The sequence below is a fragment of the Ruegeria sp. YKSD163 genome, from assembly GCF_059612905.1.
This window is the reverse complement of the sequence record NZ_JBXWRM010000018.1, coordinates 1-16,731: the sequence shown is the minus strand read 5'-3', so window position 1 is coordinate 16,731 and position 16,731 is coordinate 1. Positions and strand designations below refer to the sequence as shown.

Annotated in this window: 12 protein-coding genes; 3 read left to right on the top strand and 9 right to left on the bottom strand. The window is 60.1% G+C overall.

The window, feature by feature from the left end; translation table 11 throughout:
- Positions 1–48: 48 nt before the first annotated feature.
- From AC2FNA_RS19385 to AC2FNA_RS19360, 6 genes are all read right to left on the bottom strand, one after another.
- On the bottom strand, positions 49–885 hold the full coding sequence (locus AC2FNA_RS19385) for a helix-turn-helix transcriptional regulator (protein WP_496829355.1): 837 nt from the start codon (positions 883–885) through the stop codon (positions 49–51).
- Positions 886–974: 89 nt separating this feature from the next.
- Entirely contained in the window at positions 975–2,105 is a 1,131-nt protein-coding gene (locus AC2FNA_RS19380; RefSeq protein ID WP_496829353.1) for an iron-containing alcohol dehydrogenase, read from the bottom strand.
- Positions 2,106–2,173: 68 nt separating this feature from the next.
- Positions 2,174–3,451: an ABC transporter substrate-binding protein gene (locus AC2FNA_RS19375; protein WP_234145658.1), complete on the bottom strand. Its 1,278-nt coding sequence runs from the start codon at positions 3,449–3,451 to the stop codon at positions 2,174–2,176.
- Between the two features lie 401 nt (positions 3,452–3,852).
- Positions 3,853–4,383 carry a TRAP transporter small permease gene (locus AC2FNA_RS19370; RefSeq protein WP_496829350.1) on the bottom strand — a complete coding sequence of 177 codons (531 nt, stop codon included), beginning with the start codon at positions 4,381–4,383 and terminating at the stop codon, positions 3,853–3,855.
- A 14-nt stretch (positions 4,384–4,397) separates the two neighbouring features.
- Positions 4,398–5,687, bottom strand: coding sequence for a TRAP transporter large permease (locus AC2FNA_RS19365; RefSeq protein WP_496829348.1), 1,290 nt, complete (start codon positions 5,685–5,687; stop codon positions 4,398–4,400).
- An 81-nt stretch (positions 5,688–5,768) separates the two neighbouring features.
- On the bottom strand, positions 5,769–6,809 hold the full coding sequence (locus AC2FNA_RS19360) for a TRAP transporter substrate-binding protein (RefSeq protein ID WP_234145661.1): 1,041 nt from the start codon (positions 6,807–6,809) through the stop codon (positions 5,769–5,771).
- Between the two features lie 175 nt (positions 6,810–6,984).
- Here AC2FNA_RS19360 and pdxR point away from each other — a divergent pair, with 175 nt between their 5' ends.
- The 3 genes from pdxR to AC2FNA_RS19345 all read left to right on the top strand — a co-directional run bounded on the left by pdxR (position 6,985) and on the right by AC2FNA_RS19345 (position 11,250).
- On the top strand, positions 6,985–8,448 hold the full coding sequence (gene pdxR / locus AC2FNA_RS19355; protein ID WP_496829346.1) for a MocR-like pyridoxine biosynthesis transcription factor PdxR: 1,464 nt from the start codon (positions 6,985–6,987) through the stop codon (positions 8,446–8,448).
- A 113-nt stretch (positions 8,449–8,561) separates the two neighbouring features.
- Positions 8,562–9,734, top strand: a complete 1,173-nt coding sequence (locus AC2FNA_RS19350; protein WP_496829458.1) for an epoxide hydrolase family protein — start codon at positions 8,562–8,564, stop codon at positions 9,732–9,734.
- A gap of 16 nt (positions 9,735–9,750) precedes the next feature.
- Positions 9,751–11,250, top strand: a complete 1,500-nt coding sequence (locus tag AC2FNA_RS19345; protein ID WP_496829345.1) for an aldehyde dehydrogenase — start codon at positions 9,751–9,753, stop codon at positions 11,248–11,250.
- 150 nt (positions 11,251–11,400) lie between these two features.
- On the opposite strand, the gene AC2FNA_RS19340 is transcribed toward AC2FNA_RS19345, so the two are convergent.
- The 3 genes from AC2FNA_RS19340 to AC2FNA_RS19330 form a co-directional block, all read right to left on the bottom strand.
- Positions 11,401–11,658: a DUF4242 domain-containing protein gene (locus AC2FNA_RS19340; RefSeq protein ID WP_234145665.1), complete on the bottom strand. Its 258-nt coding sequence runs from the start codon at positions 11,656–11,658 to the stop codon at positions 11,401–11,403.
- A gap of 29 nt (positions 11,659–11,687) precedes the next feature.
- A complete protein-coding gene (locus AC2FNA_RS19335) occupies positions 11,688–15,278 on the bottom strand; it encodes an adenylate/guanylate cyclase domain-containing protein (protein ID WP_496829343.1) in 3,591 nt (1,196 codons plus the stop codon).
- Between the two features lie 235 nt (positions 15,279–15,513).
- The coding region (locus tag AC2FNA_RS19330) for an FAD-binding oxidoreductase (protein WP_496829341.1) at positions 15,514–16,731 on the bottom strand (1,218 nt) is incomplete at its 5' end.

Here is a 16,731-nt window from a genome sequence, read left to right as displayed (position 1 = left end):
GGCATACCCGGCAGTCTCACGACTGCGCACGGGGTCGCAAAAAGCACCTCAGGCGATCTCGCAGACCACAGCGCGACGGTACTCGCTGGGCGGCAGGACCCCGTTGGACGTGAAAAAGCGGGTAAAACTGGCCTGGCTGGAGAAGCCCAAGTCATGTCCGATCTCGGCCACGGTGTCAGAGGACAGCAGCAACCGGTCGATGGCTTTCTCCATCCGCAGCGCGTTCAGGTAGACATTTGGTGTAACGCCGATCTGATCGCGGAACATGCGATAGAAATGCGCACGCGACAGCCCGACTGTCCGGGCAACATCGTCCAGAGAGGTTTCCTCGAACGGCACCTCGGCAAGCAGCCGGATCGATTTCCGGATTCGGAAATCGATCATCCTGGACTGTTCCCCCGGAGCCCCGTCAGCCTCTGGCGTCCATTGCCAGCTCTGCTCGTAGCTGCCGAAAGCGAGCTGCCGGAAGATATCCTCCAGCACGGCGGCTTCGGTATTGGGGTCCATCATCCCTCGAACCATGCTGTGTTTTGCGGTGCGCAGGAAATCGTCCACCTCGATCTCGGAACGACCATAACGCAGCGATGGTGACAAGGGACCGCTGGCCTGAAGAAACCATTTCTGATCGATATACAGAACAAGGACCATGGTTTCCTCGCCCGGAATGCAGGGGCGAAAGAAATGTGGCTGCCACGGATTGACGGCAACCCCGTTGCCGCATTTCAGGTCATAGGCGCGATCCTCTACGATCATCTCGGCAGGTGCGCCGTCGATGTGAAAAAGAAGATGCCCCTCGCGATGGGCATGCACGACGAGTTCCCGGTCGAGCTGAAACAGAAACACCCGACCATAGTCGCCCCTAAAAGCAGCCAAAGCCTTGCTCATCCCTTCTCCTCCCTGCTAGGCGACGCCCCCTCGTCAGTCCGGCAACCGCGAAACCATACCAGAAATACGTGGTTCTGATAAAAAACTTCTCATTCGCTCCCGCACAGAATGGCCTTGTAGTCAGCCTTGCGCACGCGCCTTGGATTGGTGGTGTTGGCCACATCGCCGGAAACGGCACTGGCGATCCGTGCCCGGGCGGCACGATCCAGACCCAACTCGTCCAGCGCGACCGGCAGCCCCAGCTTTGCGGCCAGTTCCGACACCGTTGCGACGATCCCAGCTGCACCGCCTGAACACTCCATCGCGTCCTCGATATCCGGCATGATCCTGTCCATCGCCGGCGCGTTGAAGGCCATTACCGGTTTAAAAACCGCTGCATGGAAATATCCATGCGGGTGTGGCGCGCTCTGATCCTCTTCGATGGCCAGCGCCAGCGCATGGATGGCGCCCAGGCCGCCATCCTCGGCCAAGGCGCCATTCACCGCTGCCGAAAACACCGCCTCTCCCGAGGAGGAGGGGTTAGCCCCCGCAGCCCGCCGCTTCAGAAGTCGCCAGGCCCGTCGCAAACCGTCGATCGCCATGCTTTTGGCCGGAGGGCTCAACCGGGATCTGGCCAGCGTTTCAATGCAATGCACGACCACGTCGAATTCCGCGCAGATCGCATCGGTGACGTCAAGATCGCTGTAGGACCTGGAATCGCAGATCAGCGCCGAAGGGACAAAGGCTTCGTCTCGGCAGCTTTGGAAATGCCCGTTGAAATCACCGATCCGCACCGCGGGTCGCAAACCGGCGCCGTCCGCTGGTGTGGTGGGAACGACGATCAGCGGAATCGACGGACCATCTTCGAGCCGGCGACGCAGCTCTGGGCGCACGCGCGCAAAGTCCCGCGCGGCGTATTTGCAGCTGTCGATCGCGTCACGTCCGCCAAATGCGACAATTCCATCGCGTCCTTCGGTAAACAACCGGCGGGCGATGGCGCGCGTATCGCCCATGTTGGCCCGCGTCTCGATGCGGTGAACGGCCAGCCTTGCCTTTTCGGGATCAGCGCTCGCCGCGCTTGCGCCCTCAAGGCATTCCTCGAAAAGACGCGGGTCGCTGGCTGTCACATCCGTGACGATCAACGGTCGAAAGACACGCAAGAACTCCAGCTCGGCCTGAAGTACCTCATCGAGACCTGAGTCAAGAAAGTGTATTCTCGGTCGGATCGGCGGCATCTGCATCCCGGACAAGCCTTGCAAAAGGGTCGACACGGGCGGTCTGCGCCGCCCGTGTATGATTTCACGATGGCTTAGTTCCCGCGCAGCGCGTCGCAATCGGGCGTGTCGCGGGACGGCAGTCCCACCTTCGTCATGAATTCCTCGGTCGAGAGGCCAAAGGTGGCGTTCACGTTGTCGGTGCGCGAGACCATCCGCGATGTCAGGCCAGTGCCGTCCTCGTTTTCAACGACCTCAGAGATATAGACCGAGCCGATCGCCTGCCGGTTCTCATCCAGCTTGATATGGCCCAGCGGAGAGTCGAGCTCGACCGCCGCCAGAGCCTCGCGGAAAGCCTGCTGGCCGCCACCCAGATCCCCCTCGACCTGGTCGAGTGCGGTCAACGTGGCCACCGTCGCGTTGTAATAGAGCGAGGCGAAGAGCGACGGAGACGGGAAGCGCTCGTTCTCCGGCCAGGCTCCCTGATAAGCGGCAACGAACGCCTGCCACTCGGGAAGATCGGAATCAGCGGCCTGCCATCCGGCCGCCGGTGTGCCGATCAGCGCCTCCTTGGCACTGCCCTTGGCGGTCAGCACGCTCTGGTCGGCAATGATCGACGATCCGATCAGGTTGGTTTCTGCGCCGGCCTGTTCGTACTGGTTCAGGAAGTTGATCGCATCGGTCCCACCGACGCCCAGATAGATCGCGTCGATATCGTCAGGCATGGCCGCAATGACCGACCCGAAATCCGAACTGCCCAGCGGTACCCAGAACCGTTCGGCGATTTCACCACCAGCCCGGCAGAAATCAGCCGCGAAGCCAAGGAAGTTGGTATAGCCAAAGGAATAGTCCGCCGCCACGGTGGCAACCCGTGTCCAGCCCTTTTCATTGACCACGTAGCTTCCCAGGCCGTACCCCGCCTGCGCGCCCTGGATGTTAAAGCGGAAGAAGTTCGGGGCGGGATCGACAAAGGTCGTCTCCATAGCCGAGGAAACGCCGTTGATGATGGTGATGTCCGGCACGGTCTTGGCATAGTCGCGCATCGCGATCCCCTCCGAGCCCGAAAGCGGCCCGATGATCAGATCGACACCATCGCTTTCGACCAGTTTTCGGGCAGCGCGCAGTGCGGTGTCTGGCTTGCCATCGGTCGGCCCAAGCACCCATTCGATCGCCCGCCCGCCGGCCATGGAATCCGCCTGACGCAGGGCCAGTTCGAATCCGCGAATGCCATCGGAGCCAGCTTTGGCAAAGGTCCCTTCCTGTGTGACCAGCAACCCGATCCTGATCGGGTCCTGATCGGCCACAACCACCTGCCCATACAAGGCACCGGCAGCGAGGATCGCGGAGGCCACCGCGGATGTCTTCGTTGTCATGTCGTCCTCCCAGTTGTCTGTCGACCGGCCCTGCCGGCATCGCCAAAGCCTGCGAAAGACACTCCGCCGAGACCATACCGGGAGATCACGCGCCGTACCCCACAGTCTCAAATTATCCGGGATTGCCCGCCGAAAGGCGGCAACCCCGCGCCTCGGATATCGAGAGTTGATGCTGAAACGAGAAGAGATGGCACCCTGAACAGGTCAGAAAGCCGGCGGCGGCCCAACGGGTCCGGACCGCAACTGGTAACGTCGTCAGACCCGGCATCATCAGAGAAAACGCGACTGCGTTGCGTCAGCGGCTCCTGACTTTGACAGCATCCCCGCATTCAGGTGTTGCGCCTGACCGTCACAGGCGGTGCGCGGTGCTGGTCGGCCAGGTCCAGCTTCTTGAACTGCGCTCAGGTTCCGCGTCGCAGACGCAAGCTGTCCTCGATGATCGACGCGATTGCCGCCGCACAGACGAGAACGCCCGAGATCGGCACGATTGCGACGGCATATTTCTTGGGCATGTAATTGGGTTTGAAGACGATGCCGCCATCCTGCCAGGCGAAGTACCACATTTCCCAATATTTTCCGCCCATTGTCTGTACCGCCTCGATGCCCCAGATGATCATGACAAGCCCAAGGCAGAAGATGATCGCGGTCCAGAATTGCCGGATCGCAAATGCGACCTTGCCGGGCAACCAGTCGTAGATCAGGTCAAGCGCGATGTGATCCTTGTCACGCACGGTCAGCGCAAGCGCAAAGAAGACCAGCCAGATATTGCTGAGAACCGTCAGCAGGTCTCCCCAGATCGGTGGATCCTTGAAGACATAGCGCATGACGACCGAGTAGACGGTAAAGGCCACCATGGCCAAAAGCAAAACGGCGCAAAAGGCTGTCAGAACCTTTCTGACGGCGCTGTCGACGAAACGGATGGCGGCGATCATCGGCTCTTCCTTTCTCAACCCGCAAAGCCCAGGGCGCGCGGCAAATACATGGTAAAGCCCGGCACCACGATCAGCACGAACAGCAGCGCGAACAGCGCTGCCAGATAGGGCAGCATTGCGATGGCAACCTTTTCCAGCCGGACCTCTGCGATGGCCCCGGCCGTAAAGAAGGCAACACCCACCGGCGGGGTGACGGACCCGATCAGGAACCCGACCACCACGACAAGCGCGGCCTGCACATCGGGATACCCAGCCTGGACCATGACATCGACCAGAACAGGCCCCACGACGATGATGTTGGCGGCCGAATCCATCACCATGCCCAGAAGGCAGATGAACAGGACCAGCACCAGCGCAAAGACCAGCGGATAATAGGTATAGCCCAGCAACCACTGTTCCAGCTGGCCGATGGCGCCCAGTGACGTGAGCAGCCAGCTGAACGGGCCAGAGGCGGCGATGATGATGAACACCATGGCCGAATTGCGAAAGGCACGCACAAAGGCGCTCTTGCAGTTGCTCCAGGTGATGGTGCGGTAGATGAAAAGCCCCACGAACAGCGCTATGGTGGCCGTCAACGCACCCGCTTCTACAACACCGGCGATGCCGAACACGACCGAACCGACCAGCACCAGCGGGATCAACAGTGCAAACGAGGATTTGTAGCCGGCGATGGCGATACCCTTCAGGCTGAACGGCTCGTCACTGCGTTCGAAGTTCTTTTGTCGCGCGATGAAATAGTTGATCACCATCAGCAGCCCGCCGATCATCAGCCCCGGAACGATCCCGCCCGCGAACAGCGCGCCCACCGAGATACCACCGGCATTGGCCAGCACGATCATCATGATCGAGGGCGGGATGATACCGCCGATGGTCGAACTGACGGCGGTGATGGCGGCGGCGAATTCGGGCGAGTATCCCGCCTTCTTCATCCCCGGCACCAGAAGCGAACCGACCGTCGCCGTGTCGGCCACGACCGAACCGTTCTTTCCGGCAAAGAACATGCTGACCAGCACATTGGCCTGGGCCATGCTGCCGCGCATTCGCCCGATGATCCGCTGGCTCAAATCCACGAGCCGGTCGGTGATGGTGGCCGAGGTCATCAACTCGCCCGTCAGCATGAAGAAGGGGATCGCTGTCAGGGGAACCGAGTCGATGGCGCTGAACATCTGGCTGGGGATCAGGATCATCGGCGCGGCATCGGTGATCAGGATATAGACCACGGGGATCAGGATCATGGTAAAGCCGACCGGCGCCCCCAGCATGATCAGCACAACCAAAATGATCAGAAGCAATACGCTTTGCATCCGGTTTTCCTACCCACCCCTAGACATTGATGGCGCGAAGGGTCTCCGCGCCATCTTTGCCTGTTTGTCCTGCCGGTTCGCCTAGAGTGCGCCGGCTTCCTCGAGTTGCGCGATAAAGCCGGTCATGCCCTGCTCTTCCAGAACGCGGCGGGCGGTGGCGGGATCATATGTACCCTTGGCGTTCAGCCAGGCGTCGATGGCCCCGGCGCGCCACTGGGTCAGTTCCTCTTCCGTCGGGACATACCATTCCTTGGCGGTTTTCTTGATTTCGGTCTCGCCCGCCTCGACCCAGGCACGGTCGAGTTCCTGCACCTTCTGGCCAAAGGCTTTCGCTGCGGTATGCAGCCACGCCTTCTCTTCGTCAGTCAGCGCGTCATACTGGCGCTTGTCGATGGAGAGCTGATTGCCCGACCATGACCCACCGATCTCGGTGAAATAGGGCGCGACCTCGTGCAGCTTGGCGACGTGCTGCCAGGGTGTAGCGACATACTGACCCGAGACGACGCCGGTTTGCAGCCCCTGGTACAGCTGCGCCCAATCATAGGGCACCGGGACCGCCCCCCAGTTCTTGACCAGCGTGTATTCGATCGGACTCTTGGTGACGCGCCATTTGATGCCTTCCATGTCACCGGGCACATGAACCGGGCCATGGGCATTCCCGAGCTGCCGGAAACCGCCAGAGGAATAGACGGTCAAGCAGACATGCCCCGCCTCGTCGGCCGCAATCTGGCATTGCTGTTCGGCCAGCCATTCCGACGAGATACGGTCGGCATCCTCGATGCTCTTGAAGATATACGGCAGGTCGAAGATGGCCAGGGCGGTGCCAAAGTTGCCGAAATTCGCTGTCGAACTGGTCCACAGCGCCAACAGGCCCTGATTGGCCTGCTCGCCACAGCTCTGCTCGCTGCAAAGCGACTTGCGGTAATGCGGTTCGATCTTCAGCTTGCCACCCGAAACCTCTGCCAGTGTCGGGATCAGTGCTTGATCGATGGCGTCACCGATTGGCATGCCGATAAAGCCGACGGTTCCCAGTTTCAGAACCTTCTCGGCACTGGCCCCACCGGCCGACAGCGCCATGGCACTGGCCAGGCAGAATACCTTTCCTAGGGTCTTCAGTCTCATCATTGTCGCTCCCGTCGAAAGTTTTTGTTGTTGGGCTCATCTTTCACGGCGGTTCGACCCAAAGAAAGTGACAGATCGTCTGAAAGAAAGGGACAGATCGGATAGAACCTGACAGGCTGTCCCGGCAGGCTCTATGGTTCGAACCGATCAAGGAGACAGGACGAAAGGACAGCGATTGGCATCAGCGACACCAAAATTCCTGAAGCTGCCCGAAAAATCACCCCTGAGCCTGCGGGACCAGATTTGCGAGATGATCAGCGCCGCGATCACGTCTGAATCCCTTGCCCATGACCGCCCTCTGCCCTCTTGCCGGGACCTGGCCGAACAACTTGGCGTTTCACGCAACACGGTGTTCGCCGCCTATAACCGGCTGGTCGACCTCGAACTCCTGGTGTCGCGCGACCGCTCCGGGTATTTCGTGGCTCCACAGACGGCGGCCCTGCAAAAGGCTCAGTCCAGGGAATACCAGAACGACTGTCAGCCGGTGTCTTGTCCGGTGACGTTCCAACCCGGCAACCTGATGCCCGTGGTCAATCCGCTGGACTGGCACAAATATCCCTACCCCTTCATCTACAACCAGATCGACCCGGACCTGTTCCCGGTCGATGGCTGGCGGGAATGCACGCGTCAGGCGCTTGGCCGCAAGCAGATGCCGATCTGGGCCAGCGATTCCGTCGAAAGCGACAGCCCAAGGCTGATCCAGCAGTTGCGCCAGCGGTTGCTGAACACACGCGGCATCTATGCGGATGACGACGAGATCCTGATCACCTTGGGGTCGCAAAACGCGCTCTACATCCTGGGCACCATCTTTGCCCGGTCCGGCAAGCCGATAGCCCTGGAAGACCCCGGGTTCTTCGGTGCCCGCAATGCCTTTCGGCTAGCGGGAAGCGAATTGATCGGTGTGGAGGTCGATGATGACGGCATCGTCCCAGATGCCATCCCCGCAGGCTGCCAGTTGGTCTTTACCACGCCAAGCCACCAGTTTCCCACCATGGTCACAATGAGCCAGAAACGACGCGAGGCGCTATTGGAAGCAGCGGTAGCCAAGGACTTTCTGATCATCGAGGACGATTACGAGGCGGAAATGAACTATGTCGCCGCGTCCTCACCGTCCATGCGGGCCATGGATCGGACCGGGCGCGTGATCTATGTGGGTAGTCTGTCCAAGACCGTTTCGCCGGGCATTCGTCTTGGCTTCATCGTGGCTCATCGGGACATCATCCGTGAAGCCCGCATCGCGCGCGGCGTTATGATGCGCCATCCGCCGACCATCGTGCAGGAGATCGTCGCGCTGTTCTTTCAGCTTGGCCATTACGATTCCCATCTGCGCAATATCGAGCGGCGCTATAACAAGCGCTGGCACGCCATGAACCGGGCGATCACCCGGCATCTGGACATGTTGCGCCGCACCGATTCCAAGGGTGGAACCTCGTTCTGGTTGACGGGGCCACAAGGGTTCGACGCCTCCGAGCTTGCCCTGCGATTACGCTCCAGGGGCGTGCTGGTCGACCGCGGACAGGACTACTATCTCAGCATGAATGACCGCCGCAGTTTCCGGCTCGGCTTTGCCTATGTTCCGGTGTCGAAACTGGACGCCGGTGTCGAGATCATCGCGACCGAAGTGAAAGAGCTGTTGTAGGCCGACCGCGATCTGTCCCTTCGAATTTCGTCACCTGTCTCTCGCCGTAGCGCGACCAAGTCAGTTAACTGGCGAGGGATTGGCTCATGGCCAGGAAGATCGGGGACCCCGTTTTGAAAGATCGTTCGGACACTGAGAAGTCGGTTTGCAGCTTTGAATGCCATGTTCCTGATGAGGTGCTTGCGCAGATACGATCTCGCGTCGCGCAATACCCTTGGCACGAAATGCCCGATGACGGCGGTTGGGATTACGGCACCAACCTCGACTACATGAAAGAGCTTTGCGACTATTGGATCGAGGAGTTCGACTGGCGCGCGCAGGAGGCCCGGCTGAACGCCTTTCCGCAGTTCAAGACCAAGGTCGACGGGATCGACCTGCATTTCATTCATGAGGTCGGAAGCGGCCAAAACCCGATGCCCCTGATGATCAGCCATGGCTGGCCTGGCTCGGTCGCCGAGTTCCTGAACCTGATCGAACCGCTGGCGCATCCGGAACGCTTTGGTGGCAGTGTGGACGACGCGTTTACCGTGGTTGCCCCGTCGCTGCCGGGCTTCGGCTTTTCCGGCCGCCCGCCGCGCCCCTTCGGTCCACGCAGGATGGCCGGCGTTCTCAACCGACTGATGACCGAAAGGCTTGGCTTTGACAGCTATCTTGCTCAGGGAGGAGACTGGGGCGGCGCAATCTGTTCCTGGCTTGGATATGAACATGCCCCCGCCTGCCGGGCGATCCACATCAATGTTCTGACCATGCGCCACCCCGATGGCCCCCGGACACCCGAGGAAATCGCCTGGGCCCGACAATTCGATGCCGATCAGATCATGCAGAACGGCTACCGTACGCAACAGGCAACGCGCCCCCAGACGCTCAGCTATGCGATGATGGACAGCCCAGTGGGCATCGCGGCCTGGTTGATCGAGAAATTTCACGACTGGTCCGACGTGCCCGTGGGCCGCATCGAGGACGCCCACAGCAAGGACGAACTGCTCACCAACATCATGATCTATATCGTGACACGGTCGTTCAACACCGCCTCGTGGATCTATTACGGACGGCGCGAGGAAGGCGGGCGGATCCTGTCGCCCGAGGGCAAGCGGGTCGAGGTGCCGACCGCCTGCGCCGTTTTTCCGGCCGAGATGTTGCGCTGGCCGCCCCGGTCCTATGCCGAGCGCATCTACAACATCACCCAATGGACCGAGATGCCGCGCGGCGGCCATTTCGCCGCAATGGAAGAGCCCGAGATGCTGCTGAACGACATTCGCACTTTTGCGCGCAGCCTGCGTACCTAATCCGAAGGAGACCCAGATGACGCTTTCGCATGCCGAATTTCAGGCAATCGCCAGCAAACTGACACCAAACGGGCGGGCCTTCATCGATGGCACCTTCTGTGACGCGGCAGATGGTGGAAAATTCGAAACCACCAATCCGGCGACCGGTCAGGTTCTGGCGGAGGTGGCGCATTGCAAGGCCGCCGATGTCGACCGCGCGGTGGTGGCGGCGCGGCGTGTTTTCGACGCGGGCACATGGTCGCGCGCGGAGCCCGAAGAACGCAAACAGGTTCTGCTGAAGGTCGCGCAACTGGTTCGCGAACACGTCCACGAACTGGCGGTTCTGGAAAGCCTTGATACGGGCAAGACCATCAACGACTGTATGGAGGAAATCGGTGGCGAGGTGCCGAAGTTCTTCCAGTGGTACGCCGAACTGGCCGACAAGACATTTGGCAAGATTGCTCCGACCGGACCGGGAGCCATGGCTCTGATCACTCGTGAACCCGCTGGTGTCGCGGGGGCGGTGCTGCCGTGGAACTTCCCGCTTGTGATGGCAGCCTGGAAGATCGCGCCCGCGCTGGCGGTCGGCTGCTCGGCCGTGATCAAGCCCGCCGAACAAACGCCACTGACGGCAATCCGCCTTGCGGAACTGATGCAGCAGGCGGGGGTGCCGGAAGGCGTCATCAACATCGTGCCGGGTTTTGGCGAAACCGCAGGGGCAGCAATCGGCCTGCACAACGACATCGACACGGTTTCCTTTACCGGCTCGACCGAGGTGGGACGCATGTTCATGCGGTATTCCGGCGACAGCAACCTCAAGGGCGTGGGGCTCGAGATGGGCGGCAAAAGCCCCTTCATCGTGCTCGCAGATGCAGCAATCGACGACGAGTTGATCGAACACGCGGCAATGTCGGCCTTCTGGAACGGCGGCCAGAACTGTTCGGCAAACATGCGCCAGTTGATCGCGGCCCCGCTGGTAGAAGAGTTCACGACCCGCATGGTGGAGCGCGTTCGGTCCTTCACCCTTGGGGATCCGCTGGACCCTGCGACGGATATCGGCTCGATGATCACGAAGGATCACAAGGAAACGGTACTGTCCTATATCCAGAGCGGTGTGGACGAGGGCGCGGACAAAATCATGGGCGGCAACAGTGAGCTGCCCGGCTATTTCATCGAACCGACGGTGTTCCGGAACGTGTCACCCGGCATGAAGATCGCACGCGACGAGATCTTCGGTCCGGTTCTGGGCATCATGCCTGTCGCAACGCCGGAAGAGGCGTTGGCGATTGCACGGGATACCGACTACGGATTGCATGCCACCGTTTTTACCAAGGACATCGACCGCGCGATAAATTTCGCCCGGTCGCTTCCATGCGGTACGGTATCGGTCAATGGTTTCTCCGAAGGAGACATCAAGACGCCGTTCGGCGGATATAAGCAGTCAGGGTCGATGGCGCGGGACAACGGCACCGAGGCACTTGAACAATACCTTCAGACAAAGACGATATGGATTCAGACAAAGCCCGGATCAGGCTAAGCCGGGGTCATCGCGCTGAAAGGCCACTGACCGGATGGAGGGGACAATCAGGCGACACGGTTCATGCCGGGTCTGTTGGCGCGCAATGCCCGGCGCCGGACCGCAAATTGCCCCGGCCCCGACATGTTGTCGCGGACATTGCGACAAAGATCAGGCGAAGATGCCTGGATCGAGCCTGTCGACCGGTGTGATAACATCTGCTGGAATGCTCAACCTTTCCGCCGCTTTGCGTAGGCTCTCCTCGTCCGGAGCCTCGTAAAGACAATAAGTTTTCCGCTTATCTGCGCTCAGAAACGAAAAGATCCACTCGACGCCTTCCTCGTCGTTGATCGACTTGATGTGCTTCTTTGCTTCGTCGTCGACCTCCAGCTTTTCGGCAAAGTTCCTCTCAATAATAAATCTTGGCATCAAATCCTCCCAAAACGGGCATTTCGGTCTTAGATCGCCGAGGTTTCAAGCTTGCCCCTTAGGGAAACCATACCCATTTTTTGTGCTGTTGCCAACGCTTCCGCCTCTAGTTGCAAGGCCCGCTTCATGTCCTCTTTTCGTCCGCGACGCCGCAGTGCCGCCGAATAGGCGGCCTTGCTGTGCGCAATCCACGGGGGGGCCTTCATCCGGGTATCGATATCTATGGCGGTTTCGAACATGTGGTCGGAAGCATTCCAGTCGCCCATCAACGCGGCAAGATTGCCCAGCCGTCGCGCGGCGGCCCCGGCGCAAACTGTCGCCGCACCCGCCGTTATCGTCAGGTGCTCATAGGGCAAAAGCTTGTCATAGACGGTCTGGGCATGCTCCTCCTGCCCGACGGCCACGCAAATATCCGCAAGATACGCAAGAGTTGTCGAATACATCGCATCGTGCGGCAGTTCGAACCCGGTTTGGGCGAGGTCATTCAGAATGCGCTCTGCCGCATCCTTGAAGCCCAGTTCAGCAGCGATGACCCCAAAGCCGGGTTGCCATGTCGTGTCTTCCGGTCTTTCCGACATCAGGCGCTTCATGACTGGCGCCACTTCGTGAAGCCTGCTTTGTTCGCGGCGAATGGTGAACATCTGCACGCCAAAGACGCCTTCGACATGCTCGCCGTGGGTATGGCGACCGATCTTCACCGCCTCGTTCGCATATCGCTCCGCCAACCCGAAATCACCATCCAGGATCGCGACCATCGCGCGGGCATGCACCTGCACCCAATAGAGTTGGAGGTGATTTTCCTTCTCCGATATCGCGGTCAACAATTCCAGAGAATGATCCAGCAACTGTCGGTCCACCATCTCGGCGCCGACAAACAAACTCAGTGTTCGGTCGCGCCCTTGATCAATGTTCCCCAGCTTTTCAGCGACGCGGCGCATGGCATTGAGGTTGTCGCGCCAATGATTCTTTTCGATCTTGCTGCGAGTGACAAAAGGTGAACCGTAGCGCGTCATCATCACCGAAAACTGAGCCTTGTGGTCACCAAGTTGGGCGGCAAGTTCCATGGCTTCGCGTCCGAATGAGCCGCTTTTCTCGAAATCTCCGGTGAACATATAGGCACGGGCAAGTTGGCTCATGAGCCCGACACGGCGTCTTTCGTCCTGTTCCGGCAGGTCCTTAAGCGCCTGATTGCAGAAAAGGATCGCCTTGTCATGCTTGTCGCTGGCCATCATCGCCGTATCGGCAAAATGGTTTGCGGCGTCGGCGGCAAGCTCGGGATGCCGGATCGCCCGCGACGTGTTCCAGGCCTCTTCGAGAATCGCGATGCAATCGGGCAGGTGACCGGCGCTGTCATAGCTGCGCCCGATCAGGATCTTTGCCCGGATGACTTCTTCGGTATCGTCACCGCCGAGGTGCCGCGCCGCTTTCAGGGTTTCTTTGGCGTTCGACATCGCCTCGCGACTTGCTGAACGGGCCAATGCCAGTTCGGTCGCGGATAGCCACCGTTCAAAGGCAGACGACCAGTCTTCCGCTTCGGTGAAATGGCGGGCGACCAATTCCGGCTGGCGCTCGATCTCTGCATATCGCAATCGCGACAATGCCTTGGCCACCCGCGCATGCTGTTGCCGGCGGGTCGCGGCAAGCATCGACTGATAGGCGGTATCGCGGATCAGGGCATGTCGGAACACGTAATTCCCGCGACTGTGGCCGCTCTCGAAGATCAACCCGGATCTGCGCAATTCCTGAAGACAGGCAGGTATGTCGATCTGCGCGTCGTCCATCGATGCGATCAGCAGCGCAGGTTCGAATTCGCGACCGATCACCGACCCGGCTAAGGCGACCTGTTTTGCGTCCTGTGAAACCGCATCCAGCCGCGCCATCAGCGCCCCCTTCAGCGACGACGGGACAGACAGCTTGCCTGTGCTGCCAGAGGCCCCGATCGCGCGGGTCAGTTCCTCGACAAAAAGCGGTACGCCATCGGTCTTTTCGATGATCATTTCGATCAGTTCCCGGTCGGGTTCCCGCCCCGAGACGTTCCGAACCAGTTCCGCGACCTGATCCGCTTCGAACCGGCGCAACTGGAGCGTCTGGACATGCGCGTCGCCCTCGGTCCGATCAAGGGACCATTCCGGCCGATGCGTGATCAGGATCATCAGGGGCAGGTCAAAGCAAATCTCCTTGAAACGATCAAGAAGCGCGTTGGTCGAGGCATCGATCCAATGTGCATCCTCGACAAACAGGATGACCGGTCGCACATTGGACCGGACCTTCACCGTGTTGATCAGCGTTTGAATGGTGAGGTCCCGTTGCTCTTGCGGCGACATCGCCAGCACATCCCGCGCCACCTTGCTGCGTGGTGCCACCAACGCCGCGAACACCGGCAGCACCTTTTGCCAGTCCAGTCCAGGTCTTGCCTCCAGCATCGCACTTACATGTTCCAGTATCCGGTCATCGTCGAAGTCGGGGGCGATACCCGCGTCCCGTGAAATGCGTTCGGTAACTGGATGGAACGGACTGCCGGTCAGGTAAGGAGAACAGTTCAGCCGGATGATATCGGCCTGTTCGCGAATAGCGCTGTCCGACAGGAAATCTTCGGTGATCCGCGACTTGCCGATCCCGGCTTCGCCCGAGAGCAGGACGACTTCGCCCTTGCCACCCTTTGCGTGCTGCCATGCTTGTTTGAGTATCCCGGTTTCAAGCGTGCGCCCCACGAGAATGCTGGACAGATCTTCGCCATGGGCTGCGCGAAACCGGCTCTCTGCATTGCGCTCGGCCTTGACCTGCAAGAGGGCACGCGGTGAAGAAAAACCTTTCAGATGCTTTTCTCCAAGCCGCTCGAACTCGAAAATATGATGAAGCGACGCCTCCGTGCCCTCTTCGGGCAAGACGATGGTATTGGGCGGGGCGTGTTCCTGTATGCGCGCGGCAAGGTTCAGGGTCGGCCCTGTCATCGCGCCTTCCTCATAGGTGTTCTCGCCTATGGTATCGCCGACCACGACTTCGCCGCTGGCAACGCCAATACGAATGGACAAGAGCTGCCCGTCCGGGGTGTGCTGTTCGCTCACCCGCTGAACCGCATCCAGACCGGCCTTGATCGCGCGTACAGTATGGTCTTCGTAGGCACGCGGCCATCCGAAGAAGATCAGCAACCCGTCGCCCAGATACTTGGCAACATATCCGCCATATCGACTGGCTGCTCCCGCGACCGCGTCCTGGTATCGTTGAAGCAGGGTCCGCATGTCTTCGGGGTCGAGGCGATTGGTCAGCTCGGTCGAGCCGACCAGATCCGTAAAGAGTACCGTCAGGTGCCTACGCTCGGCGGCCGCCACGCTGGTCGGCTTGTCGGTGGCGCCGGCGCCGCTGTCTGAGACCCCGGTGTCGCTTGCGCCTGTATCACCTCCCGCCTCCGCGGAAGGGGTTTTGGGTGTCGCGGAAGCGCTCGACAATCCCTGGATCGCGGCTAGGATCAGCTTTCGGTGCCCCAGGCTGACGCCCAGCTCCTTCAGATCATCGTTGGTCAGAAGCGGCACGATCCTACTGTCGACATCGTTCTCGCGAAACGTATCAATATACTGGCTCAAGCCCAGACCGGTCAGCCATTTGTCGATCTCAAGATCCATGCCAGATACCATGCTGCTTTAATGATCCCTGATCAAGACGACAGGTTTCCTGCGCAACTGCACCCGACACGACGCCCGGACAAAGAGTTCGGCCCGCCGGAGAGAGGCCCCGGCAGATCGCCCCGTCTTCGGCATCCGGGGTGAACCGTAGCGGCGCCGACCCATGGGTCGACGCCAAATCCCGAAAGGCCGGAACCATCGGTTTCCGGAGTTTGCGAGCCTGAAAGAGGTCAGGCTATTCCGCTGCAGCAACGTTTTCCGAAGGACGAATATTGTGATTGCAGCGAAAGAAATTATCGGGGTCGTATTTCGCCTTGACCTCGGACAAGCGTTTCATGTTGGCGCCATAGACGTTGTCGACACGGTCGACCTCGTCCTCTGGCATGAAGTTCACATAGGCGCTGCCCGTCGAATAAGGTCGCATGTCTTCGAACAGCTTGCGCGCCCAGCCGATGCAGAAATCGTCCTTGTCCGCCGTACTCCAACGGGTATGCACGTTCATGATGAAATGCGCCGAGCGTTCCGGATAGGCCGTCTCACTTGGTGCAACACGTGCCATCGCTCCGCCGACATGCGCGATGAACACTTCGGATTGCGGGTCCGGCAGATCGCCAATGGCAGCGACCAGTACCTCGATCGCCTCGGGTGACAGACCCGCGAAATCGTGGCTTTTCCAATAGTTCCGCTCGCCCGGGGTCAACAATGGATCAAAGGCGGCCTGCCAGCCGACAAAGGGATGCGGACCGATGACATCGACGATCGGATTGCCCAGAGAACGCAGGCCCGCCATCGCCTTTTCTCCTTCGGCCATATCGCCCGCATAACAGGCGGCGAAAATCAGAACCTCCTTGCCATGCCACTCTTCGGGGAGGAAGGGCAGCGGGGGCGCCTTGCGCATCACCGTCCATATGGTCAGCCCATCATCTGCGGTATCCGTGATCGAGGGCAGTTCATTCAGGAGCGAGACCGCGTCTTCGATCGGGTGTACGATCAACCCCGACATCACTTCGGGTCCGAGCGCGTGCAGTCTGAAATGAAAGGCGGTCACGACGCCGAAATTGCCGCCGCCCCCCCGCAACGCCCAAAAGAGATCCGCGTTATGGCTGTTGCTACAGGTGATGATGTCGCCATCTGCCGTGACAACTTCGGCCGACAACAGGTTGTCGATGGTCATGCCGAACTTGCGCGTCGTCCACCCAAAGCCGCCGCCCAAGGTCAAACCGGCAATTCCCGTTGTCGAGTTGATCCCCACCGGAAGGATCAGGCCATAGGCCTGACTCTCCTTGTCGACGTCGCTCAGCAGGGCACCGGGTTCGACGCGCGCAGTCTTGGCAAGGGGATCGACACCGACCGATGTCATCCCGGAAAGATCAAGCAGCAAGGCACCATCGACAACCGCATGACCAGCGATCTGGTGACCGCCGGACCTTATGGACATCACGAGGTTGTTCTT

Coding starts and splice junctions, on each gene's coding strand:
- AC2FNA_RS19385 (WP_496829355.1), bottom strand. CDS start 885: ATGAGCAAGGCTTTGGCTGCTTTTAGGGGCGACTATGGTCGGGTGTTT.
- AC2FNA_RS19380 (WP_496829353.1), bottom strand. CDS start 2,105: ATGCAGATGCCGCCGATCCGACCGAGAATACACTTTCTTGACTCAGGT.
- AC2FNA_RS19375 (WP_234145658.1), bottom strand. CDS start 3,451: ATGACAACGAAGACATCCGCGGTGGCCTCCGCGATCCTCGCTGCCGGT.
- AC2FNA_RS19370 (WP_496829350.1), bottom strand. CDS start 4,383: ATGATCGCCGCCATCCGTTTCGTCGACAGCGCCGTCAGAAAGGTTCTG.
- AC2FNA_RS19365 (WP_496829348.1), bottom strand. CDS start 5,687: ATGCAAAGCGTATTGCTTCTGATCATTTTGGTTGTGCTGATCATGCTG.
- AC2FNA_RS19360 (WP_234145661.1), bottom strand. CDS start 6,809: ATGAGACTGAAGACCCTAGGAAAGGTATTCTGCCTGGCCAGTGCCATG.
- AC2FNA_RS19345 (WP_496829345.1), top strand. CDS start 9,751: ATGACGCTTTCGCATGCCGAATTTCAGGCAATCGCCAGCAAACTGACA.
- AC2FNA_RS19340 (WP_234145665.1), bottom strand. CDS start 11,658: ATGCCAAGATTTATTATTGAGAGGAACTTTGCCGAAAAGCTGGAGGTC.
- AC2FNA_RS19335 (WP_496829343.1), bottom strand. CDS start 15,278: ATGGATCTTGAGATCGACAAATGGCTGACCGGTCTGGGCTTGAGCCAG.